Below are 21,382 nucleotides of genomic sequence, written 5' to 3'. Positions count from 1 at the left end.
CGCTATTTTGTTTTTACAAAATAATATAAATACAATAACTAACCCTAGGGTGCTAATTCCGAATTACCAATGCCCAATGCCCAATGCCCAATTCCCAATTCCCAATTACCAATTACCAATGCCCAATCCCTCCGCTTCGCTCCGCCCAATGCCCTGTTTGCCCAATGCCCAATGACTAATCTTTTCATTTCCAATACCTGCGCCAGTGAAATAAATTCTCGCATAAATTCTGCATCAAAGTATTGCTGCGGAAGCGCTGCGACTCCCAAATAGTAGCAGTTTGACCGTTAATTGCCGAAAAACTCGACCAAATATAAGGAAGTTCCGCGATCGCCTCAACCTTCATCCCGTGACGCACAGCCAGAGCGATCGCATGAATCAACTCAGCAGCTTGTGGCCCTACAATACTCGCTCCCAAAATCTCCCCATTGCGACGCGCGACAATCTTACAAAAACCAGTAGTCTCCCCGCACATTTGAGCTTTTTCAACATTCTTAAAATATTCTCGACAAACAATCAAATCGTCTCCAAAACGACGCCTTGCTTGCGCCTCAGTCAAACCAACCCTCGCCAACTGCGGATCGGAAAAAATCGCCCAAGGAATCCCGCGATAATCTATTTGAAACAGCGGCAAAAACAAAGCATTTTTCACAGCCACCGCAGCTTCGGCATTAGCAATATGAGGGAACGGATAACCCCCAGCAACATCGCCGATCGCATAAATGCGCGAATTAGTTGTTTGCAATTTTTCATTTAAAATCAACCTGCGATTGTTAAATTTAACCCCAACCGCTTCGAGATTTAACGATGGAAAATTGTGTCCGCGGCCAGCAGCCAAAAAAATCTCCTCAGCTTCGATCGCCCTGGGCCCGGCTTGAATCCACTTTTTACCCTCAATCACCCGAGCTTGAGTCACCTCAGTAGAAGTCAGAATGCGGACTCCAACCGCCTCCATTGCAGCTTGAACCAAGCCTGCAGCTTCCCGGTCTTCTTTGGCCAAAATCCGCGAAGCCTTGACCACAAGCGTCACAGCCACCCCTAATCGAGCAAAAGTTTGAGCCACTTCTACCCCGCTGGGATCGGCACCAACTACAGCCAAACTTTGAGGTAACTGTGGAAGTTTGGTCAATTGGGCGACAGTTTCCGAAGTAAAAAAGCCGACAGACAAAAGTCCTTCAATATTGGGAACCGTCGGTAAAGTTGGAGAAGCTAGCAAATAACAGCGCGATCGCAAAGATCGATCGCCCGTAACAAAAGCCAACTTCGGTTTTGCAACAAACTCGCCGCTACCAAAAATAATATCGACCCCGCGAGCAGCCAAAACGCCGAGATCGTCAATTTCTTCTAAATTAGAAACAACACCTTCAGTCCATTTGAACAGACCATCTAAGGGCAATTCGAGCCGCACCGACGAATCAGCCACATCCGGGCGAACCGCCAACTGTAGGCGGCGAAGCTGCTGGTAAAAACGAGCAGCCTCGCTCAAAGTTTGGCTGTATCTCAAGCCAAGGTCGATCGACACCTTCTCCTCAATCGGCAAATCTGGCGAATTGCTTAGCGGTTCCACCAAAGCAACGCGGGCCGGGAAATTAGTTGCCGTCAAAGCAGCATAACGTCCGGCCGGAGTTCCACCAATAATCACTAAATCATAATCAAGCATAATTGACAACTCCCCAGCCTAAAGGTATGAGGATTCTTCCTTCACAGAAAAACGCCTTGTAAAAGCAGTACCTTTACTTGGTCTTACTTTTTCTCCAGAAGCGGTAGCGAGATGCCCTCCCGCCAAAAGTCGTAAACCTTCATCTCTGATATTGATCGCCGCATTAATATCCCTGTCATGTATCGTTTGACATTGGGGACATTGCCAGCTACGAATATCCAAACTGAGGCGCTCTATCTGATGCAAACAGTTGCTACAAATCTTTGAACTCGGAAAAAATCTATTTACTTCAATGTAGAGTTTCCCTGACCACTCGGACTTGTACTTCAACATGGTACATAATTTTCCCCACCCAGCATCACTAATAGATTTAGCCAACTTAGGGTTTCTGACCATGTTTTTCACCGCTAGATTTTCTACGACTATGACTTGGTTTTCGTCAACTAATTTACGACTTAGTTTGTGTAAAAAATCTTCACGACATCGAGTGATTTTTTCATGAACTTTAGCAACTTTAATCCGAGCCTTATAGCGGTTTTTAGATCCCTTCTGCTTCCGACTGAGTTGCTTCTGTTTTTGGGACAATTTTACTTCATATTTACGATAGTATTTGGGGTTGTCATGTTTAGTGCCATCAGAGGTTATGGCATAGTGGTTGATACCCAAATCCACGCCAATAGCCTTGCCTTGTGATAGTGTTGCAGGCAGAGCTTTGCCATCATCGTAAAGACAAGAAGCGTAATATTCGCCCGACACAGTTAGAGATACAGTCACAGATTTAAGTTTCCCCCCAGGCAACCTAGATATTTTGCAGTAAACCTTACCTAACTTGGGCAAGGTTAAAAATTGGCCATCTAGCTTGATACCTTGAGGGAAGCGAATAGATTGCTTTTGTCCTTTTTTTTTGAAATTAGGATATTTAGCCCTCTTTTCAAAAAAATTCAGAAAAGCCCTAGACAAATCTAATGCTACTTGCTGCAAACATTGTGATGGAGGTTCTGTTAACCACTGATACTCTTTCTTCAAGGAAGGTAACAGGTTAATCGTGTCGTTACGGCTTAAACCTTTGCCAGTTGCTTTGTAAGTTTCACTGGTTAGGCTAAGTGCATAGTTGTAAAACCAACGTACAGAACCAAACGACTTGGCAAGCAGTATTGATTGTTGGTTAGTCGGATAGATTCTGTACTTGTGGGCTTTTAACACTGCACTTACCTAACTACTATTACTATGGTAAACTAAGTTTGTGTAAAAGTAAAGCCGTCCTGGCAGGACAGGGTTTTAGACCCATATTTTCGATAAAGAAGTCAGTAGTAGATAGGAGGGCGGTTGAAGCCACGCCTATACAATCGATGTCCGCCGGATGCGACTCAAGAAAACAACGTAATTTCAACGGCCCACTCTTCAACCCGCCTCCGCGGGTTTTGTCTGTATAGGCGCGAATTCCATTCGCCCGCTCTTCTGGATCTTCTGACATTCATCTCACGCCAAAATCAAAGATTATGACGTGAGATGAATTTCCGAGTTAACGACAACAGACATCCGCAAGTCCAGCAATCAGTCGCAGATTGTCCGCCTTCTCGCGCACGGCTACTCGAAAAAATCGATCGCCCAACTCAGGAAAACTCAAACAATCCCGAATCAAAATCCGGTGTTTTTCCAGCAGACTTTTTTGAATCGCAGCCACCGACAGCGACGACTCAACCAACAAAAAATTAGCCGCCCCCCTCCAAGGCCGCAAACCAGGTAAATTAGCCAAACCCTCAAACAACTCTTGGCGAGCCACAGGCAGCCAATCCCAAGTTTTCCGCTCAAAAGCAGCATCTCGCACCACAGCAGCAGCAGCCGCCTCCGCCAGAGCATTCACAGGCCAAGGATCGCGCCGCAACTGCCAGCGGCGGAGAATATCGGGATGCGCGATCGCACAGCCCATCCGCAGTCCCGGCAGAGAATAGAATTTAGTGAGCGATCGTAAAATCACCAAATTCGGAAACTCCTCAACAGCAGCGATCGAACTTTGCTGTTTTTCCGGTGGTAGAAAGTCCATAAAAGCCTCATCCACCACCACCATACCTAACTGCTCCACATAAGGCAAAATCGCCTCCCTACCGAACAGCAAACCCGTAGGATTGTGCGGGTTGTTCAATAGCAAACCTCGATCGGCGGCCCCCAGAGCAAAAGGAACCGGGACAGCAGGAGAAAGAGAAACAAAGGAGCGGTTAGAAACCGACAAACCATCAGTTACTAACCCGCTCAAAAGCTCCTGGCCCAACGATTTGAGATCCAAAGGACAATCGAGCACCTGCGCCCCAAAAGCCGAAAGAGCCCGCCAGTAATCGCCAAAAGCCGGAGTCACCAAATAAGTCGCCTCCAGATCCGACAAATCCCAAGCCGCCCAAGTCAACAATTCCGCCGAACCATTCCCCGGCAAAACCCAATCCGGGTCCACATTAAACGCCTCACCCAAAGCAGCCCTCAACTCTCCATAATCCGGGTCTGGGTAAGCCGTCAGACTGCTCAAGCGAGATTTAATCGCAGCCAAGGCCGACTCAGGAGGGCCCAAAGGACTGATACTGGCAGAAAAATCGAGAATAGCAGAAGCTGGGCAGCCAGCTAATGCGGCTGCCCAAGCTAAATTTCCACCGTGTACAGGTCTGATCAAGACTCAGTTTGCCCGTTATTCGGCGTTTTTCGCCGGTGCAACTCTGTCCTTAAACAACTTCCCTGCAGAAAATGCAGGAACTCTGGTTGCCGGGATTTCCATCTTGTCGCCGGTTTTTGGATTGCGACCCTCACGGGCCTTGCGTTCCCGCGACTCAAACGAGCCAAAACCGACCAGCGTCACCTTGTCGCCCTCGGAGACAGCTTCCATGATTGCTTCCAAAGCAGCGCTCAAAACCGCATCTGCCTGTTTTTTAGTGACAGTAGCCTTTTCTGCGACTGCATCAACCAATTCACCTTTGTTCATTCCGAACTCCTTCTGGAATTTGTAAAATACGTCAAACCGAGTTCAACTATTAGCTGTGAGTGGTAACTGCATTGGGAGTTTGGATTTGGAGATTTGGGTAGTCCCCTATTGCTCCAGCCCGCTTCCCCCTGAAAAACTCCTGCTGAATACCAATTACCCTAGGATAATTGGTCAGAAAAGGAATTTTTGTTTTTAATTGCTGAAAACCCCACAGCATCTAATTTTCACTGCATTATTCTAAAGTCTTGCCGACCGTTATGGATCGGTGGAACCTTTAATTTATATGGAACTTGCCAACTTTTTAAATTAATACCCAAATTTCGTTAAAAAAATACCACTTTGGAGAGCCGATTTCTTGCCTCGGTGGATTTCAGAGCGGACAAAAGGAGAAATAGAAAGAACAAAATGTCATTTGTCAATGGCTAAAGGATTTTTTTTTCCTTCTTCCTTTGTCCCTTTCCCTTTTCTGGGCAGGGCCGCCAGGGACTTAACCCTGGCGGCCCGCCGGACTAACGCACTGCCGGACTGCCAACTAAGAGGGCGGGCACTCACAGCCAACAGCCAACAGCCAACAGCCAACAGCCAACAGCCAACAGCCAACTGCCAACTGACTGCTATCTCGGTTGGACGGGCTGACTGCGCTGCAACAGTTGGCGCGCGTCGGGACTGATGTTGTTTTGATAGCCAAAGTTCGATCGATCGCTATCATCCAAAATCTGCGGAGTCAGCAACACGATCAACTCGGCCCGCTGGTTAGCCTTAGTCGTACTCCTGAACAACGAACCGATAATCGGCAAATCTCCCAAAATAGGAATCTTGTTCGCCGTAACCCGTTCTTCGTCGCGGATAATCCCCGAAAGAATCAAAGTCTGACCATCCCGCAGGCGAATTAACCCCGATTGCAAAGAGCGCTCGCCCAGCAGCCTGATAATATTGGTGTTCGCGCCCGTAGACAGTGCTTGCTCGACGCCCGGTGTCCTGATAATCGGGTTCACCCGCAGAGAGACAAAGCCATTATCGTCAATCCGATCGATCGCCACCCCCAACTGCAAACCCGCCTTATCTTTGACCGCCGTCACCGTTGTGGTACTTGTATTTCCGGTAGTCTGCGTTTGCGACGTGACGTTACTGAGCACCTCATCAGTAATATTTACATTCGCCGTTTCTCCTTCTTGAACCACCAGAGTCGGATCGGTGAGGATTTTGGCATTCTGGCTTTGAATAGTTGCCTTCAACGCCGACAAGAACCTCCTCGGATATTGGAACAGCGGGAACAGGGAAAAATTCGCACTTCCGGTAGAATTCACCGTTGTAGGGTCAAACGCATCGTAAGTGCTAATCCCAACTCGCGCGGGGTCATCAGTAACCGGGGCTGTCGGCCGGACGAACAACCCGCCACCGAGTCCTGTGAGCGGCACGTTGATTAAATTGCCCCTAGGATCGAAGAAAGGCTCCTCGCCTGCTAGGGGGTTGCCGATGATCGGCCGAGCAATTACGGGAGCCGGATCGCTAAACTGCCTGGCAGGCGGATTGATGCCGCCAAAATTGAGACTTGCTACTCCCCCATCATTGACAAAGAAATTGTTATTAATTCCGAAAGAGAAACTGCTGCTACTTTGGTTGTTTCCCAGCAAGTTGACATCGATCACCTTGACGTTGACAGCCACTTGACGGCGGCGCAAATCTAGCTGAGTCAAGAAAGCTACCGCAATATCGACTTTGCGCGGATCTCCCACCAAAGTGATCGAATTGAGCCGCGCATCCGCCAGCACCGACAGTCCCCTCAGCAACAGCGGCCCGTTGCCGTCCCTAGCGCCAATTGCCTTAATATCCGGTTCCCGAATTTCGACATCCCGCGCCGAATTTCCCTGGCCCACGGTTTGAATAGTCACCCGAGTAATCGGCAGTTGAGTTTCCGCACCTTGAGCGCTCAAAAAGTTAGCTGCATCGGTAGATCTGACTTGATTGAGCCGCAGAGTCCGAACGATAATATTGCGCGAGTCTAGTGGCAAAGTAGTGCCCACAAAAATTGTGCGCCCGACGCGGTTGGCTTGCAGTCCGCTGATCCGCAGCACGTAATTAAAAACATCTTGCACCGACTCATTTTCGATGTCCAAGGAAATCTTCGGCCCTTCATCGGAGCCTCCTGCCGCTCCCGGTGCGGCCGCCGGTTGGCCCGGTTGAGCCGCCCCGCCGCCTGTAAAAGCAATGTTCAATCCCGCAGCGCGGGCCAGCAGAGCTAAAACGTCTCGTACTGGGGCATCCCGCAGCACCAAGCGGGGGATGCGTTCTCCCGAACTCAGCTCAATATTTCCTACGCCTGGAGCGATGTTAGATACGGAGATATCTCCCAATGGCGGTGCTACAGCCCTGGGCAGGAAAGGGGCAGCTTGATTGGTTTGAGATTGAATTTCGCTTGGTAGGGGCGGGCGATCGTCCCTAGTAACAGTAACTTCGGGATTTGGCAGCAGCACGCGCTCGTTTTGCGAGGTGCGGATTTGGGGAGCTGGCCGGGGAGCTGTTTGGTTCAGCGGCAGTCCCGGAGGCGGCGGGGGCAAAGCTTGGGTTTGGTTGAGCGCGGGCAATGCAGGCGCTGCTGCTTGGGTAGATTGCACAGTCCCGCCCTGTCCGGCAACGCTGAGGACGATGTTTTGGCCTTGTCCGGGCATAACTTGTCCGTTGGGAACTCCGTTGGTGCCGGCTACCACAACGCGGATGCTGTTAGCTTCTATCTGGGTGATTTCTACTGAGGAAATGCCCGGAGCTGGGTTATCTTGACGGAAGCTGTTGCCTTGGGACAAGCGGAGCTTGGTGTTAGTAATTGTGGCTTGGTAGGTATTGCCGCTGTTGATGGCGAAAACTTGCGGGCGATCGCCCTTTTCCGTAGCCAGGACAATATTTACCCCATTATTGGCTTGACTTACTTGCACTCCTGTGACTTGAGTCGGCGCTGCCGAGACTGGCGCTTGGGCGATTATAATTCCAGCAACGCTGCTGAAGATTCCACCACTTAACCGTAGATGCTGTTTCACGTTCTCTCCTCCACTACACTTGGTTATTTGTTGTTCGCAATCTTGACTAGCGAGCTTTTGGCACTAACTGAAACCTCTCTCGTTTTCAGTTTTTTTTGAATTCAGAAAATAGGCATAATTAGGCACAAACTATCATTTAAAATTCACACACAAATATTTTTGATATTTTTTTGTGAATCCAATCTTCAACATTTTGCCTTTAACCTTCTCCCGAAACAGCGAATTGAAATAGCTAAGGAATAGCAATTAAATAACTGTTGTTCGTTCCGAGCATTACCAGGCCATTCCTGGTAATGCAGGGTCGGATACTCTTCCTTTTTTTACCTCGCCACGTTTGGAGAGAAAAAAGTCTAGCAGATGTTTGAAATTATTCAATTTGCGTTCCTAATATTGCCTTGCGAGCGAAAAATGAGGTGCGATGGGATTTTTCCTAATGGACAATTTATGACTTATCTACAGCAATTCTTGCAGAATTCGTGGGATTGCTCGTTACCCGACTTTGCGAAAGTAACGCATATCCCGAGCAAGAGCAGACTTAGATAAACTGATTGCTATAGTACCCCGAAACCGGGTTTTTCACCAAAACACTAGCCAAAAAAATCTTGATTTCGGTAAAAAACCAGTTTTCTAGAGTCTTCTGTACAAGCCATGTAATTAAGGAGTTCATGTACCTCGCAGAAATTGAAAACCGCTATATCCGCTCGCCTAGCGCTATTTGGCAGGAATCGGAGCCGGAGTTGGCGGTTTTTCTTCTTGCTTTAACGGCAGGAGCGCGTACAAGTCAAAAGCCGTTTTAATTTTAGTTACCGGCTGAGCTACTGGGACTATTTTCCCTTTCAAGAAATCGATTTCTATGGACTGATTTGATGCTAGCAATTCAGATTTCAAATTCCTCACTACTAACAGGGACTGCATCAACTCCAAACTACGCATAAAATTGCGGGTTTGAGCAAAATTGCCTTCAAACTCTACCTTATATTTTTTGCGCCTGAGCTTGCCAACAAGGGACGGCCCGAAGGACGTATCGTTGAGAATATCAGGGTCTGGAGCTCCCACCGCAGTTGCTGTAGCTGGCGGCATATCCGGCTCAAATTTGGTAATTTTAGCCTTGAGGTCGTCTCCTTGCACGCCGGCGTTGATGCGATTAACCAGTTGGGTCATGTCAAGCAGCAGGGTGTTGGCGCTTCCATCGCTCGCAAACATTGCCGTCACTTGGGCGCGGCGCTGTTTTGCTTCTTCTTGCTTGGCTTCTGCTTCTGCCTTTTTTTGAATTTGAGCTTGCAATTGCACTTGCGTTTGCTTGCTTTCGACCAGTTTTTGCTTGAATTCGCCGCTTTTTTGGAATTCTGGGAGTACGAACTGGTAGCCTAGGTAGCCGGCCACGCCGAGGCCGAGAACCGCGATGCCTATGGCTTGGATTTGGGGTGTCAGCTTAATGCCGAATATTTCCTTACCCCCTGTCTCTTCTGCTCCGCTGGGAATAAACTCGTTTGCTGCTGTCATGGTTTTTTCACTTCTCCTTTTTGTGATTCTAGTATTCCTTTTTCTTGAAGTGTTTCTATCCGTATTGCTAGTCCGTCTGCTTGCTTGTTCCGCAGTTCGGAGAGCAACTCGGAGGCTCCAGTCGGGCTGAGTGTGGTTTCAATTTTATATTCCACCACTGGTCGGAGTTTGGGAAGTTCTGCTGCTGAATCGGTTGGGTTGCGTACTTGTAATTGTGTGGGGTTGTTTTTTAATGTGGCCGCTACCAGTTTGGTATCGGTGTCGAGGAAGAAAGGAGAGCGCTGGACTAGCAGAATAAAGTCGTTAACTTGAGCAAAGGTACTTGCTATCCCTGAAATTTGTACTTTTGCAGTTTGGGGCGGGACGACGGGGGTGGGAGCAGCCACTGGGGTGGGGCTGGCTGGGGGAGTGGCCCCCGGAGACGGACTCGCCCCTGGGGAGGCGGCGGGAGTTGCTGCCGGCGGCGGGGGTGCTGCAACGGGGGCGGGACTTGGGTCGATTTGCTCGATTTTGGAAATTTGCACTCCGGCGGGGGTGCGGGCGCTGATGTCTTGCAGCATGGCCGACCAGGGTTTAATTTGGTCGAATACTCCGGCTAATGCTTTGTATTCGCCGGTAATTTTGTCGGTTTCGGCGTTGATGGCTTTGATGGCGCTGGCTTGAGTGTTTAATTTTGCCAGTTCTTGGTCGATGGTTGCTTGTTCTGTGGCTAAGCCGGTGTTTTCGTTGGTAGCCCACCACCAGGCGCCCATGACTGCGGCGTTGAGGCCGAAGGCAAACAGCAGCGCCCCTATTATGGGCAGTTGGTCTTTGGCTCCACCGGAACTTCTTTTAGCTGAGCTTTTGGCTGCTGTGACTGGTTTGTAGTCCGGGCGATCGTTGAGAAAATTAATATCTAGGCTGTACATGGCTTCACTCGATTTTATAGCTGAAGGAAGAAGTCATTGGTCATTGGTCATTAGTTATTGGTCATTAGTTATCAGAAAAAAGAAGGCAGAAAAAAGAAGGTCGGAGGAAGGCTTTAGCGATCGGCGCGAGGGACTTTTGGTGGCAATCGACGGCTGAGGTTTGAGCAATTAAGAACGTCTTAACTGTGAGGGCGGTTGCTTTAAATTGGAAATTTTAGATTTTAGAGTGAGCGCCAGATTATCGGTACAAGTTAAGGGTTTATTTAGGGAAGAAGGAAACAATTTTCTGCCTTTTTCCGAAGGAAGTTGCTGCTTCTATCTCGGATATTCTACCTTTTACTTTTTACCTTTTACCTCCAATATTTTACCTTCTGCATCAGGGGTCTTCTTTTTTCGGAGGAAGCTTTTTCCTAAAATTCTCAAATCTGTTTTTCTACTATTATCTAAAACTGTTAGGTTAGAGCACCTCCCTGAGTCCTAAGCCTAGGGCTACTCCTAAGCCGGCTCGCTGTTCAGGGCTAATTTCTTCGCTGATTTCGAGTCCTAGGGTTTCGATGGGATCGACTTGGGATGCGGGCAAACTTAATCTCTGCATGAAAAATTCGTCGAGTTTGCCGATCGCGGCTCCGGGGCCTGCTAGCAGCAGTTGCGCTACTTCGAGTTCTTCGCTCTGGTTGAGGTAAAAGTCTACTGAGCGGCGCAGTTCGTCTGCGAGTTCTCCCAATACTTTAATCATGGCATTTGTGCCTGGATTGGCGTCTCCCGATGCGCCCATTGTATCCGTTACTGGCAGGGTCATGCCTTGCAGTTCGGTGGTGTCTCTGGTTGGGGGCAGGTTCATGGCTTCGTTGAGGGCGGTCTGGATTTGGTAGGTGCCGATCGGGATGGTACGGTTAAATTGTGGTATGCCGTCCACTACTATAGCTAATTCGGTACTGTCAAATTCTATGTCTGTGAGGACGGCGGCTTCTTGGGATGAAAATTGTTGCAGTTGGTCTTTGAGGGTGCGAATCAGGGCAAAGCTGGTTACTTCTAGCACGTCTATGATCAGTCCGGCTTCTTTGAAGGTTTCGATGTATGTGTCGGTAACTTCTCTGCGGGTAGCTACTAATACCACTTGCACTTTTTCTACGCCGTCGTCATCTACAAATAGGCCGATTTTTTGATAGTCTACGTCGGCGTCTTCTCTGGGAAACGGCAAGTACAGCCCTGCTTCTGCGTTCATGTAATCCCGCAGTTCTTCTTCGTTGAGTTCTGCGGGAACTGGAATTAAGCGGATGACGGCTTCGCGGCCGGGAATGGCTGTGGCTACTTTCTTGGCTTTGATTTTGTTTTCGGCGAGGACTGACCGGATGAGTTCTGCCATTCCGGGCGGATCGACTATTTGCCCTTCTTGTATTATGTCTTCTGGTACTTCTATTGAGGCTAGGATGCCTAATTTTAATGCCTGAGCTTTCTTTTCGAGCTGAATGATGTTGATGCGGTCTGGGGCTATTTCGATCCCGATTCCTGGCTGGCGTTGGGAAAGTAGACCTTTGAAAAAGTTAACCATGTGATTGGGTCGCCGGTAGTTGCTATTTGTTTATTTTGTGGTTGGCCAGCCTGACTCAGCCTTTGGCTGTTGGAGGGTGATACCATTTGGGATTTTCAATTAGGAATGACCCATCGGCCGGCGGGTTTGGATTGCTGGCCTAGTATGTATTTCCAACGCGCCTGCTGTAATCTCGGTGTTCGCAGTACCGTTGGCGGTGCTGCGCTGCAGGGTCTTGGTTGCGCGATCGCTAGTTCCGATTTTATGCTATCCAATTTACTTGACAATAGCTATTCTCCGGCGAATGTCAACAATTTTCAGCTCGATCGACCGAAAACCTGCCGGTGCGGCTGCAAAACCGACTCTTTCCCTCGCAGGGCTCTGGCGCAACCAAGACTAGAACTTGACTCTCTGGTTTTCTCGGCGGGCTGTGCTTTTTTTTCTCTAACGGTTCCCATGATTCTGAAATTAAATTCTATGAAGCGTAAATCTTGGCAACTGTTTGCTGTTTTTGGGCTGGTGGGGCTGCTGCTGGCTGCGGTGGTGAGCTGCAGCAAGCCTGCTGTTAATTCCCAAACTAAGAATGCTAACGAAATCGAGTTCTGGACGATGCAGCTTCAACCTCAGTTTACTGAGTATTTCAATCAGACGATCGCCGATTTTGAAGCCAAAAATCCGGGCGTGAAGGTGCGTTGGGTGGATGTCCCTTGGTCGGCGATGGAAAGTAAGATTTTGGGTGCTGTTTCGGCGAAAACTGCGCCGGATGTGGTGAACCTGAATCCAGATTTTGCTTCGCTGTTGGCGGGGCGCAATGCTTGGCTGGATTTGGACTCTCGAATTTCGGAGCAAGTGCGATCGCTCTATCTGCCAAATATCTGGAAAGCTAGCGTACTTGATGGCAAGACTTTTGGGATTCCTTGGTATCTGACAACTGGGGTGACAATTTACAATACGGAGTTGTTTAAAAAAGCTGGAATTGCTAAGCCTCCCGCTACCTATGCCGAGTTGGCGGCTGTGGCGAAACAGGTGAAGGATAAGACTGGTAAATTTGCTTTTTTTGCGACTTTTGTACCGGAAGATTCGTCGGAGGTTTTGCAATCTTTTGTGCAGATGGGTGTGCCTTTGGTTGATGCTAAAGGTAAGGCTGCTTTTAATACTGATAAGGGGAAGGCTGTTTTTCAGTATTGGGTGGATTTGTACAAGGGCGGACTTTTGCCGCAGGATGTTTTGGTGCAGGGACATCGCAGGGCGATCGAGCTTTATCAAGCTGGGGAAACTACTTTGTTAGCTTCTGGGCCTCAGTTTTTAAAGGCGATCGCTGAGAATGCTCCGAATATTGGTGCTGTCTCGGCTGCTGCGCCTCAAATTACGGGGGAAACCGGCAAGAAGACTGTGGCGGTGATGAATTTGGTTGTACCTCGCGACAGCAAGCGCCCTGATGATGCTGTGAAATTTGCTTTGTTCGTGACAAATTCTCAAAATCAGTTGGCTTTTGCGAAGGTTGCTAATGTTTTGCCTTCTACGGTTGAGGCTTTGCAGGACTCTTATTTTAAGAGTGTTCCGGCTGATGCTGCTCCGAGCGATCGAGCTAGGATTGTCAGTGCTTCTGGCTTGGCGAAAGCTGAGCTGTTAATTCCCCCTCTCAAGGATGTTAAGAAGTTGCAAAAGGCGATTTATGACAATTTGCAGGCGGCGATGTTGGGCGAAAAATCCGTGGAACAAGCTGTGAGTGATGCGGCGAATGCTTGGGATCAAAGGTAGTTTTTAATTGAAGCTGGGGCGGAAATATTTTTGCTTTTCCCCCTTGCTTTTAAGGTTGAATTGTCCAGTCTTCCTGCACTAAATCAGGCACTTGCGAAAAATCTCGGTAGTTGCGCGTAACGAGGATAGCATTATTAGCAAGTACAATAGCAGCAATCCGCAAATCTTGCGTGCCGATGCGTATTCTTTGACGGCGGAAATCAGTGTAAATAGTGAAAGAATTCTGGTCAAATTTCAGAATGTTTAGAAGTCTGAAATCATCTAATGTATCCCATAGCTTGGTATAAGCCCATACTAATTTGTCTGCTTGCGAAGATTCAGAAGCGTTTTTAATAACCTTGAACCTGCCGCGAATTACTTCCTCTACTGTTACAATAGTTAAAGCAAGATTTTCTGGGTTAACCTCGACCCGCTGCACCATCATTGGATGATTCTGTTGCCAAAGGGAGAAACAATCCGTATCAAGTATGTATAGGCTCATTTTGTCTCAACCGCAGCGTCAATTTGACTATAATAAGCTTCGGTTTCTGCATCGAGTTCGCGGCGATATTCTTCTATGTGTGCCAATACCTCATCGTATTGCGGATCGTTTTCATACTTACCAGCTAACCTCACCCAAGGATTGTTCGATCGACTAGAAGTGAGTTTGACAGAGACGATTTCTGCTTCGGCTAGCTGGGCATTTACTAAATCGTGCAGGTTTTGCAGTGCTTGCGATCGCGTCTCGCCAAAAGCTTTACATTCGGGCCATCCCAGCAACGCTGCACTGACGGTTTTGTCTGATTCGTTTTTAATGATTATGTGAGCAGTTGAGCTGTCGAGGTCGCCCCCAAATTTAGTGCGATCGGCTGCGCGAATGTCGCAGGTAGCGTTACCTGTTAAGAGTGTTTTTGTCTTGACTGTATGCTCGGTGTTTTCCTGGCGCGACTTTTCTCTTTCTGCCATGATAAGCGGGTCTGCTTTGATAAGCGCGTCATAAAGTTTTTCCGTGTTTGGAAACTTTTCTCGTGCTGGCCAGCTCGGCGAGTCAAGAGCTACCTTGACTGTAGAATCGATGTTTTCCTGACGCTGCTTGATTATGTTTCGCCTGAAAAGCTCCTCAAATAGTAAAGTTTGCTCTTGGGCTGGCAAAGCTTCTATATATTCAATTAGCGTTTGCACCGATATAAGGCTGCTCATAAACTTCTATCTCTAAATTTTTCCAAACTCACTTGTATTGTAACAAAAATTGGGCATGGGGCATTGGGCATTAGGCATTAATCTTTTTTGATATCGCCCCTTGCTTTTTTATGCCACTTGACGTATTATTAAATAATGGGATCTGTGCCGCCATATATATAAGCATAGATAAGCTTTTAAGTTATTATCGAATGATGAAATTACCGCCTCTTCACAACGCGGAGTCAGAGGAAAACTCTGGATAAGTCAATCTCGACTATTTTAGAGGTAAATGTTTGTTGATAAGAACGATCGCTCATCCCAGCAACCGGGTTTATTTATCCCGTGCGATCGCCTTTCTGAATGCAGCTTGATTGATGATTTCTACAAAAACAGCCTAAATCCCTCAAATATTCATAAATTTGACTTGTGTTAAAATCAAAGCTCCGATCGGAATAGGAGAAAATTCTTATGCCAGCGATGACACTCAAAGATTTAAACCAAGTTCAAACCCTTTTTTCTGAAGCGGGTTTAGATTACAAAATGGAACTAGAAGACGGGAGACTTTCAATTGTGGGGCCATCAGACATCGTATCGAGTGAAATCAGTAGCCGTCTGATCGCCTTTCTTTTCGCTTGGATAAATCCCCGTCGCTTGGGGAGAGTGTTTGACTCCGCAGGCGGTTTCATCATGCCGGATACGAATGTCAAAGCACCGGATGTTTCTTTTGTGCGCGCCGCCCGCTTGCGCCAAAGTCCGCGTTATTTTGGTGAACTTGTCCCGGATTTGGTGGTTGAGATTAAATCTTTGAGCGATCGCATTAAGCCGATAGAAAACAAGGTTTTGAAGTTTATCGAGTTGGGGGCGGTTGTCGGAATTCTGATCGATCCTGATGAAGAAACAGTGACTATTTATCGATCTACAGGCGAACCGACTGTTTTAGGAAATGGCGATATTTTAACAGTAGCAGAACTTTTTCCCGGTTGGGAATTGCCCGTTTCGGAACTGTGGCCTCCTATTTTTACAGAGGAAGAAACACAATTATAATGCGTTTAAGCTTGGGATTGTTGTTGTTGCAGAAAGTAGCCGACGAGATACAGGGAACCACAAAGCACTGTTAAATTGTCGCCTGCAACTGCAATATCTAAGGCTGTTGTTAAGTCTGGGAAGGCTTGACAGAGAGTTAATTCGGGGCAGATAATTTGAGCGAGGGCGGCTAATTCTGCGGGGGATGATGAGTTTTGATCGGGTACGGGAACTAGGTAAAGCCGATCGCCCTTTTTGAGTAATGCTTGTAAAATATCATCGCAGTCTTTCGTCGCCAAAATGCCGATTACCCAGTTAATCGGGGACGGGGAACTGGTAAGATGATCTACATATTCGCGCAGGGCGATCGCAGCAGCGGGGTTGTGAGCTCCATCTATTAATATTTTCTGATTTTTCCAGGTAGTTTGCTGAAGTCTTCCGGGCCATTGGGTTTTGGCGATTCCGTCTGCGATGGCGGTGGGGGAGATTTGCCATCCTAGGTTTTGGAGGGTGTGAAGAGTTGCAAGTGCGATCGCCGAATTCATTAATTGAATTTGTCCCAACAATGGCAATTGATATTTTATTTTAACCGAATTTTGACTTAACTGATATTCTGCAAATCCTTGTCCTAAATCTACCGCTGGTGTTGCCCAAATTGCCGGACAGTCTAATTCTTGAATGCGTTTTTCTACTACTATTCTAGCAGATTCTGGCAATTCTCCGACAACTACCGGACACTTTGATTTGATAATTCCGGCTTTTTCTCCAGCAATATCGGCGACAGTAGGGCCGAGGATTTGCCAGTGGTCGAGGCTGATAGAAGTAATGACACTGACAAGGGGAGTTTCGCAAACATTAGTCGCGTCTAATCTACCGCCCAATCCTGTTTCTATGACGGCAATATCTGCTTTTTGTTCGGCGAAATACAGCCAAGCTGCAGCGGTGATGATTTCAAATTGAGTGGGAGTTTCTGTATTACCTTCCGCAGCGCTGACAACTTGTTCTAGACACTGTTGCAATGCTATTGTAGAAATTGGTTTTTGGTTGATGCAAATTCTTTCTGTCCAATCGATTAGGTGCGGGGATGTGTAGCGCCCGACTCGATAGCCTGCTGCTGTGAGTGCGGATGAGAGGTAAGCGCAAACGGAACCTTTGCCATTTGTGCCGGCAATGTGGATAATGGGGACTTTTTGGTGGGGGTTGTCTAGTTTTTGGAGGAGTTGTTGGATTCTTTCTAGGCCGAGGTGTACGCCGAAGTGTTGGTAAGATTGGAGGATGGATTCTGCATTCATTGAGGATGATGAATTCTGTTTGTGTGTGAATTATATTTTTTTTATTAACCGCAGAGGGCGCAGAGGGCGCAGAGGGAGAGAGGAAAGAGATGTTTATAATTGATTTATTGTAATTTATTGCGGGTGAGAAAAGGTGGCTTTGGATATTATTTCTCTGTTTTCGGGTTGTGGGGGGTTGGATTTGGGTTTTCGGTTGGCTGGGTTTAATCCGGTTTGGGCGAATGAATATGATAAGTCTATTTGGGATACGTATAATTTCAATCATCCTGAAACTATTTTAGACCGCAGAGATATCAGAAAAATTAATTCTGATGAAATTCCTCACTGTATTGGAATTATTGGCGGGCCTCCTTGTCAAAGTTGGAGTGCGGCGGGTGCGAAACGCGGGATTGATGATAGTCGGGGTCAGCTTTTTTGGGAGTATATCAGAATTGTGCGGGACAAGCAGCCTTTGTTTTTTTTGGCTGAGAATGTTAGGGGTATTTTAGCGCCTAGAAATCGTGATGCTTTCACTTATATATTATCGCAGTTTGAGGCGATCGGGTATCGGGTTTCGTTCCAGTTGGTGAATGCTAAAAGTTTTGGTGTGCCGCAAGATAGACAAAGGGTAATTGTTGTCGGTTATCGGGAAAATCTGGGTTTTGGTTTTGAGTTTCCCGCGCCGGGAACGGATGTTTTGACGCTGGAAGATGCGATTTTTGACTTAAAGGCGATCGCCCCAATGTCAGTTAAGGGTAAAGTAGATAATTATCACGATGCTGTCGCGAATCACGAATGTGCAGATTTGGGGTTTTCGAGCATTTATATGTCGCGCAATCGAGTTAGAAGTTGGGGCGAACCTTCGTTTACAATTCAGGCGGGCGGCCGACACGCACCTCTACACCCTCAAGCTAGTAAAATGATTTTGGTTGGCAAAGATAAGCGCATTTTTGACCCCAATTCGCCTCAGCCTTACCGTCGGCTTTCTGTGCGAGAGTGTGCGAGAGTTCAGACTTTTCCTGATGAGTTTATTTTCAAGTACAAGTATATTGCGGACGGCTACAAAATGGTCGGGAATGCTGTTCCTGTGAATTTAGCAAGAGTTTTGGCAAGTAAGATTTTTGAGGATATTGTCATAGGGAATAGGGCATTGGTGTCAACTAAAGCCGACCATCTACCAGTCGCTAGGGAATCAATTCCACGAGCCCTTTAGCGAAATTCCTCGCTATGAAGACTAATCTCAAATCCCTTGACATCAGAATCATTCATCTCTCTCTTCTCTTCCTCTGTGTCCTCTGTGGCCTCTGCGGTTTAATCATTCCGAATTATCTGTCATTGAAACTTAGTTAACTCACCGAGATTTTGCTGAATCGTATTTATCCCGCGAATATGAGACAGGGGAGAACCTCCGTACAAAAAACTATCCAAACTAACTTGATAATTTTGCTGCACCGCCAAATCCAGCCACAAATTCTTAAATGCTTCTCCCGGTTTGTAGTCGGGAATGTTATGCTGATAGTAAGGAAAACTATCTATACAAGTGTTAAAAAAGTTTTTTCGCCCGCAATGCTTTAAATACTGATATCGCGGCTTAAATTCGGTTTGATTTTCCAATACTGTATGAATAGTATCGGCTAAGGATTCCGGGTCAAATTTGGCGTAAAGTCCCGCACCTTCCGGGAAAACAGGCGAGTTTCCTCTGGCGTATTGGTTGAACTCTTCAAAACAAATTACTGGTATGTTGCAACTCATTGCTTCGGTAATTCCCCGATTTTTTCCTTCGAGGAGGGAACCGAGGACGAAGGCTTGGGCGCGCGAATAATATACAGGCATTTCGCTGTAGTAGTCAACTCGCGGTAGTAAGTTGATGTAGTCGGAGGGATTGCCTAAAATTGCTTCTACTTGGTGCCATTCTTTTAAGGCAAGTTCGTCGAGAGTATTTAGGTTATTAATATCAAATTCGTGACCGCTGACAACTGTTAATTTTATGGGTTTTTGCGGATATTTTTGGCGGTAAATTTTTAAGGCTTTAGCAATCGTTGGTAAATTCTTTTCTTCGGAAATTCGGGCGACGGCTAGCAAGTCTATGTCTTTGGCGGGGACGTTGCGGGGAGAAATTAAGTATTCGTTGATGAAGTCGGTGTCTTGCAGTGGTACGATCGGTTTGTTGGCGCGATTTGGATAAGTTTCGCGAAACCATTTATCTCGCTGCGGGTTTTTGTATAAACTGGAGTATGCGTCGGCTATCGGTGCCCAGGAATAGGATGTGCCGGGGGAATAGGTGAAGGATAAAAATACTGAGGAAAGTTGGGGAAATAGTTTGTTGATTAGTTCGACTCCTTCGCTTAAGTAAATTCCTTTGATGAATTTTCCTTCGTAAAATAGCGGGGGAAGCAAGACGTAGAAACTTACGGTATCGAAGCGGTGGGGTTGGTCTTCAAATATCTCCCAGCTAAAGGCGTCTAAGTCTGCATAGATTTCGGCGATTGGTTTGTTGATGTGGGGGTTGCGTAAGTAGGGTTTTTGTCGATCGTAGTTTCCGCGTACCATAGAATTATTAGTGTGATTATTGAGTTTCTTTTTTTACCGCAGAGGGCGCAGAGGGCGCAGAGGGGGAGAGTGGGAGAGGGGGAGAGTGGGAGAGGGGGAGAGTGGGAGAGGGGGAGAGTGGGAGAGGGGGAGAGTGGGAGAGGGGGGAGAAGAAAGGAGGGTTATTCTAGTGATTCATTGTCGCCAATTGTGAGGGCGAGTTGATAGATTTGGCGGCGGGGGAGGGATGTTTGTTGGGCTAGTTGGCGGCTGGCTTGGGAACGGCTGATGCCTTCTGCTATTAATGTTTGTAATTCGGCTTTGATGGCGTCTTCGGAGAAAATTGGTGCGTCTGTTTGGAGGCCGCCAATCACTAGGGTAAATTCTCCTTGGGGTTCGCGTGCGGTGTAAAGTTTGATCGCACTTTCGATACTACCACGCCAAAACTCTTCGTGCATTTTTGTCAATTCCCTGGCCAGCACAATCTGTCTGTCGGTTCCCAAGGTATTTGCTAAATCTTGTAAAGTTTGCCGCAACCGGTGGGGAGATTCGTATAAGATAATAGTGCGGGATTCTATTTGCAAAGCTTCTAAACTCCGCTGGCGTTCTTGACCTTTGGCGGGCAAAAATCCTTCAAATACAAATCTGTCTGTAGGTAATCCCGATGCACTTATCCCGACTATGCAGGCGCTGGGGCCGGGAATCGGAATAATGTTAATGTTAGCATCGGCGCAGGCTTTGACTAATTCGTATCCGGGGTCGGAAATTCCCGGCATTCCAGCGTCGGTGACGAGGGCGATACTGTTCCCTAATAGCAGTTTGTCGATTAATTCGGGGAGTCGCTGCTGTTGGTTGTGTTCGTGATAGCTGATTTGGGGTGTTTTGATTTGAAAGTGGTGTAAAAGTTTGCCTGTGTGGCGGGTGTCTTCGGCTGCGATGAAATCTACTGTTTGTAAAATTCGGATAGCGCGATATGTCATGTCTTCGAGGTTGCCGATTGGGGTTCCGACAATGTAAAGTGTTCCTGTGTTAGGATTTGGCTGCATTAGGAGATTTTTTTGTTTTTAACCGCAGATGTACGCGGATTAATGCGGATATGAAAACTGGATTATTTTTGGGATTGGCGACTTTAGATTTAGTTTATTTAGCCGAGAAGCCTCCGGGTGAAAATCAGAAAGTTGTTGCTGCTGATTGTACCATTGCTGCGGGCGGGCCGGCGACAAATGCTGCGGTGACTTTTAGCTGTTTGGGGAATGCGTCGGTGTTGGCGGGGGTTTTGGGCACTGGCGCGATCGCCCAATTGATCCGTGCAGACTTAGCCGAGTATAATGTCAGGATAATTGATTTGCAACCAGGGATCTCGCACACTCCACCAGTCTCTTCGATTATTGTAACTGAAGCAACGGGCGATCGATCGGTAATTTCCATCAATGCTACGAAATCGCAAGTTGACAGTCAAACAATTAACCAGGACATTTTAACATCAGTTAATATCATACTGTTTGACGGACACCAAATTCCAGCCAGCAAAGAAATTGCTCAACTTGCCAAATCAAAAAACATTCCCATCGTCCTCGATGGCGGCAGTTGGAAACCCGGATTAGAAGAAATATTGCCCTTCATTGAATGGGCCGTATGTTCCGATAACTTTCATCCGCCCGACTGCAACAATTCAGAACAAGTCTTTGCTTACCTCTCAGCAGCCGGAATTCCCCACATTGCCATCACGCGCGGCGAAAAACCGATTAAATACCTCAGCAAAGGCAGTTTCGGCAGTTTAGAAGTGCCTCAAATCCAAGCCGCAGACACGTTAGGCGCAGGCGACATTTTTCACGGCGCTTTCTGTCACTATATTTTACAAGACAACTTTACAAATGCCCTCACGGCAGCCGCCAAAATAGCTTCCAATTCCTGCAAAACTTTCGGAACCCGTCAATGGATAAAAAACATTCAACCTTAACTTTAAAATAACCCAACTATCCGGAAAAAAGCGATCGCACCCAGAAAACAGAAACAGACAACACTTGTTAAGCTAAAA

At 47.2% G+C, this 21,382-nt stretch carries 19 protein-coding genes; 5 read left to right on the top strand and 14 right to left on the bottom strand.

Annotation, left to right across the window (positions count from 1 at the left end):
- Window positions 1-44 precede the first annotated feature (44 nt).
- The 8 genes from QUB13_RS04935 to QUB13_RS04900 all read right to left on the bottom strand — a co-directional run bounded on the left by QUB13_RS04935 (window position 45) and on the right by QUB13_RS04900 (window position 10,068).
- Window positions 45-188 carry a hypothetical protein gene (locus tag QUB13_RS04935; protein WP_333379490.1) on the bottom strand — a complete coding sequence of 48 codons (144 nt, stop codon included), beginning with the start codon at window positions 186-188 and terminating at the stop codon, window positions 45-47.
- Window positions 185-1,660 (bottom strand): dihydrolipoyl dehydrogenase family protein, encoded by a 1,476-nt coding sequence (locus tag QUB13_RS04930; protein WP_333379487.1) that lies wholly within the window; start codon window positions 1,658-1,660, stop codon window positions 185-187. Before QUB13_RS04930 ends, QUB13_RS04935 begins: the two co-directional genes overlap by 4 nt.
- An 18-nt stretch (window positions 1,661-1,678) precedes the next feature.
- Window positions 1,679-2,863 carry an RNA-guided endonuclease InsQ/TnpB family protein gene (locus QUB13_RS04925; protein ID WP_333379485.1) on the bottom strand — a complete coding sequence of 395 codons (1,185 nt, stop codon included), beginning with the start codon at window positions 2,861-2,863 and terminating at the stop codon, window positions 1,679-1,681.
- Between the two features lie 319 nt (window positions 2,864-3,182).
- Entirely contained in the window at window positions 3,183-4,319 is a 1,137-nt protein-coding gene (gene cobD, locus QUB13_RS04920) for a threonine-phosphate decarboxylase CobD (protein ID WP_333379483.1), read from the bottom strand.
- 15 nt (window positions 4,320-4,334) lie between these two features.
- Window positions 4,335-4,625 carry an HU family DNA-binding protein gene (locus QUB13_RS04915; protein ID WP_194009466.1) on the bottom strand — a complete coding sequence of 97 codons (291 nt, stop codon included), beginning with the start codon at window positions 4,623-4,625 and terminating at the stop codon, window positions 4,335-4,337.
- 614 nt (window positions 4,626-5,239) lie between these two features.
- Window positions 5,240-7,657, bottom strand: a complete 2,418-nt coding sequence (locus tag QUB13_RS04910) for an AMIN domain-containing protein (protein ID WP_333379481.1) — start codon at window positions 7,655-7,657, stop codon at window positions 5,240-5,242.
- Between the two features lie 711 nt (window positions 7,658-8,368).
- A complete protein-coding gene (locus tag QUB13_RS04905; protein WP_333379479.1) occupies window positions 8,369-9,160 on the bottom strand; it encodes a pilus assembly protein PilO in 792 nt (263 codons plus the stop codon).
- On the bottom strand, window positions 9,157-10,068 hold the full coding sequence (locus QUB13_RS04900) for a PilN domain-containing protein (protein WP_333379477.1): 912 nt from the start codon (window positions 10,066-10,068) through the stop codon (window positions 9,157-9,159). The genes QUB13_RS04905 and QUB13_RS04900 overlap by 4 nt, the downstream gene beginning before the upstream one ends.
- On the opposite strand from QUB13_RS04900, the gene QUB13_RS04895 reads away from it, so the two are divergent.
- Window positions 10,067-10,225 (top strand): hypothetical protein, encoded by a 159-nt coding sequence (locus QUB13_RS04895; protein WP_333379475.1) that lies wholly within the window; start codon window positions 10,067-10,069, stop codon window positions 10,223-10,225. The two genes, QUB13_RS04900 and QUB13_RS04895, sit on opposite strands and share 2 nt — an antisense overlap.
- Window positions 10,226-10,525: 300 nt before the next feature.
- On the opposite strand, the gene pilM is transcribed toward QUB13_RS04895, so the two are convergent.
- A complete protein-coding gene (gene pilM, locus QUB13_RS04890; protein ID WP_333379472.1) occupies window positions 10,526-11,620 on the bottom strand; it encodes a type IV pilus assembly protein PilM in 1,095 nt (364 codons plus the stop codon).
- Window positions 11,621-12,076: 456 nt separating this feature from the next.
- On the opposite strand from pilM, the gene QUB13_RS04885 reads away from it, so the two are divergent.
- Window positions 12,077-13,360 carry an ABC transporter substrate-binding protein gene (locus tag QUB13_RS04885; protein ID WP_333379673.1) on the top strand — a complete coding sequence of 428 codons (1,284 nt, stop codon included), beginning with the start codon at window positions 12,077-12,079 and terminating at the stop codon, window positions 13,358-13,360.
- A gap of 49 nt (window positions 13,361-13,409) precedes the next feature.
- On the opposite strand, the gene QUB13_RS04880 is transcribed toward QUB13_RS04885, so the two are convergent.
- Both QUB13_RS04880 and QUB13_RS04875 read right to left on the bottom strand, forming a co-directional pair.
- The gene (locus tag QUB13_RS04880; protein ID WP_333379470.1) at window positions 13,410-13,841 is read right to left on the bottom strand and encodes a type II toxin-antitoxin system VapC family toxin; all 432 of its coding nucleotides are present in this window, start codon (window positions 13,839-13,841) and stop codon (window positions 13,410-13,412) included.
- Entirely contained in the window at window positions 13,838-14,539 is a 702-nt protein-coding gene (locus tag QUB13_RS04875) for a hypothetical protein (protein WP_333379468.1), read from the bottom strand. The genes QUB13_RS04880 and QUB13_RS04875 overlap by 4 nt, the downstream gene beginning before the upstream one ends.
- 450 nt (window positions 14,540-14,989) lie before the next feature.
- Between QUB13_RS04875 and QUB13_RS04870 the strand changes: the two genes are divergently transcribed.
- A complete protein-coding gene (locus tag QUB13_RS04870; RefSeq protein WP_333379466.1) occupies window positions 14,990-15,565 on the top strand; it encodes a Uma2 family endonuclease in 576 nt (191 codons plus the stop codon).
- A gap of 5 nt (window positions 15,566-15,570) precedes the next feature.
- Here QUB13_RS04870 and QUB13_RS04865 read toward each other — a convergent pair whose 3' ends face one another.
- Window positions 15,571-16,836 carry a bifunctional folylpolyglutamate synthase/dihydrofolate synthase gene (locus QUB13_RS04865; protein ID WP_333379464.1) on the bottom strand — a complete coding sequence of 422 codons (1,266 nt, stop codon included), beginning with the start codon at window positions 16,834-16,836 and terminating at the stop codon, window positions 15,571-15,573.
- 133 nt (window positions 16,837-16,969) lie between these two features.
- On the opposite strand from QUB13_RS04865, the gene QUB13_RS04860 reads away from it, so the two are divergent.
- Entirely contained in the window at window positions 16,970-18,028 is a 1,059-nt protein-coding gene (locus QUB13_RS04860) for a DNA cytosine methyltransferase (RefSeq protein WP_333379462.1), read from the top strand.
- A 119-nt stretch (window positions 18,029-18,147) separates the two neighbouring features.
- On the opposite strand, the gene QUB13_RS04855 is transcribed toward QUB13_RS04860, so the two are convergent.
- Window positions 18,148-19,365, bottom strand: coding sequence for a glycosyltransferase (locus QUB13_RS04855; protein ID WP_333379459.1), 1,218 nt, complete (start codon window positions 19,363-19,365; stop codon window positions 18,148-18,150).
- Between the two features lie 161 nt (window positions 19,366-19,526).
- Entirely contained in the window at window positions 19,527-20,390 is an 864-nt protein-coding gene (rsmI, locus tag QUB13_RS04850; RefSeq protein WP_333379457.1) for a 16S rRNA (cytidine(1402)-2'-O)-methyltransferase, read from the bottom strand.
- Between the two features lie 50 nt (window positions 20,391-20,440).
- Between rsmI and QUB13_RS04845 the strand changes: the two genes are divergently transcribed.
- On the top strand, window positions 20,441-21,304 hold the full coding sequence (locus tag QUB13_RS04845) for a sugar kinase (RefSeq protein ID WP_333379455.1): 864 nt from the start codon (window positions 20,441-20,443) through the stop codon (window positions 21,302-21,304).
- The last annotated feature ends 78 nt before the right edge of the window (window positions 21,305-21,382 follow it).

The sequence above is a fragment of the Microcoleus sp. B4-D4 genome (assembly GCF_036705185.1).
GTDB lineage: Bacteria > Cyanobacteriota > Cyanobacteriia > Cyanobacteriales > Microcoleaceae > Microcoleus.
The sequence above is the reverse complement of the archived record's forward strand: the minus strand, read 5'-3'. Positions and strand labels throughout refer to the sequence as shown.

Coding starts and splice junctions, on each gene's coding strand:
- QUB13_RS04935 (WP_333379490.1), bottom strand. CDS start 188: ATGAAAAGATTAGTCATTGGGCATTGGGCAAACAGGGCATTGGGCGGA.
- QUB13_RS04930 (WP_333379487.1), bottom strand. CDS start 1,660: ATGCTTGATTATGATTTAGTGATTATTGGTGGAACTCCGGCCGGACGT.
- QUB13_RS04915 (WP_194009466.1), bottom strand. CDS start 4,625: ATGAACAAAGGTGAATTGGTTGATGCAGTCGCAGAAAAGGCTACTGTC.
- QUB13_RS04905 (WP_333379479.1), bottom strand. CDS start 9,160: ATGACAGCAGCAAACGAGTTTATTCCCAGCGGAGCAGAAGAGACAGGG.
- QUB13_RS04895 (WP_333379475.1), top strand. CDS start 10,067: ATGGCTTCACTCGATTTTATAGCTGAAGGAAGAAGTCATTGGTCATTG.
- QUB13_RS04900 (WP_333379477.1), bottom strand. CDS start 10,068: ATGTACAGCCTAGATATTAATTTTCTCAACGATCGCCCGGACTACAAA.
- pilM (WP_333379472.1), bottom strand. CDS start 11,620: ATGGTTAACTTTTTCAAAGGTCTACTTTCCCAACGCCAGCCAGGAATC.
- QUB13_RS04885 (WP_333379673.1), top strand. CDS start 12,077: ATGAAGCGTAAATCTTGGCAACTGTTTGCTGTTTTTGGGCTGGTGGGG.
- QUB13_RS04880 (WP_333379470.1), bottom strand. CDS start 13,841: ATGAGCCTATACATACTTGATACGGATTGTTTCTCCCTTTGGCAACAG.
- QUB13_RS04875 (WP_333379468.1), bottom strand. CDS start 14,539: ATGAGCAGCCTTATATCGGTGCAAACGCTAATTGAATATATAGAAGCT.
- QUB13_RS04870 (WP_333379466.1), top strand. CDS start 14,990: ATGCCAGCGATGACACTCAAAGATTTAAACCAAGTTCAAACCCTTTTT.
- QUB13_RS04865 (WP_333379464.1), bottom strand. CDS start 16,836: ATGAATGCAGAATCCATCCTCCAATCTTACCAACACTTCGGCGTACAC.
- QUB13_RS04855 (WP_333379459.1), bottom strand. CDS start 19,365: ATGGTACGCGGAAACTACGATCGACAAAAACCCTACTTACGCAACCCC.
- rsmI (WP_333379457.1), bottom strand. CDS start 20,390: ATGCAGCCAAATCCTAACACAGGAACACTTTACATTGTCGGAACCCCA.
- QUB13_RS04845 (WP_333379455.1), top strand. CDS start 20,441: ATGAAAACTGGATTATTTTTGGGATTGGCGACTTTAGATTTAGTTTAT.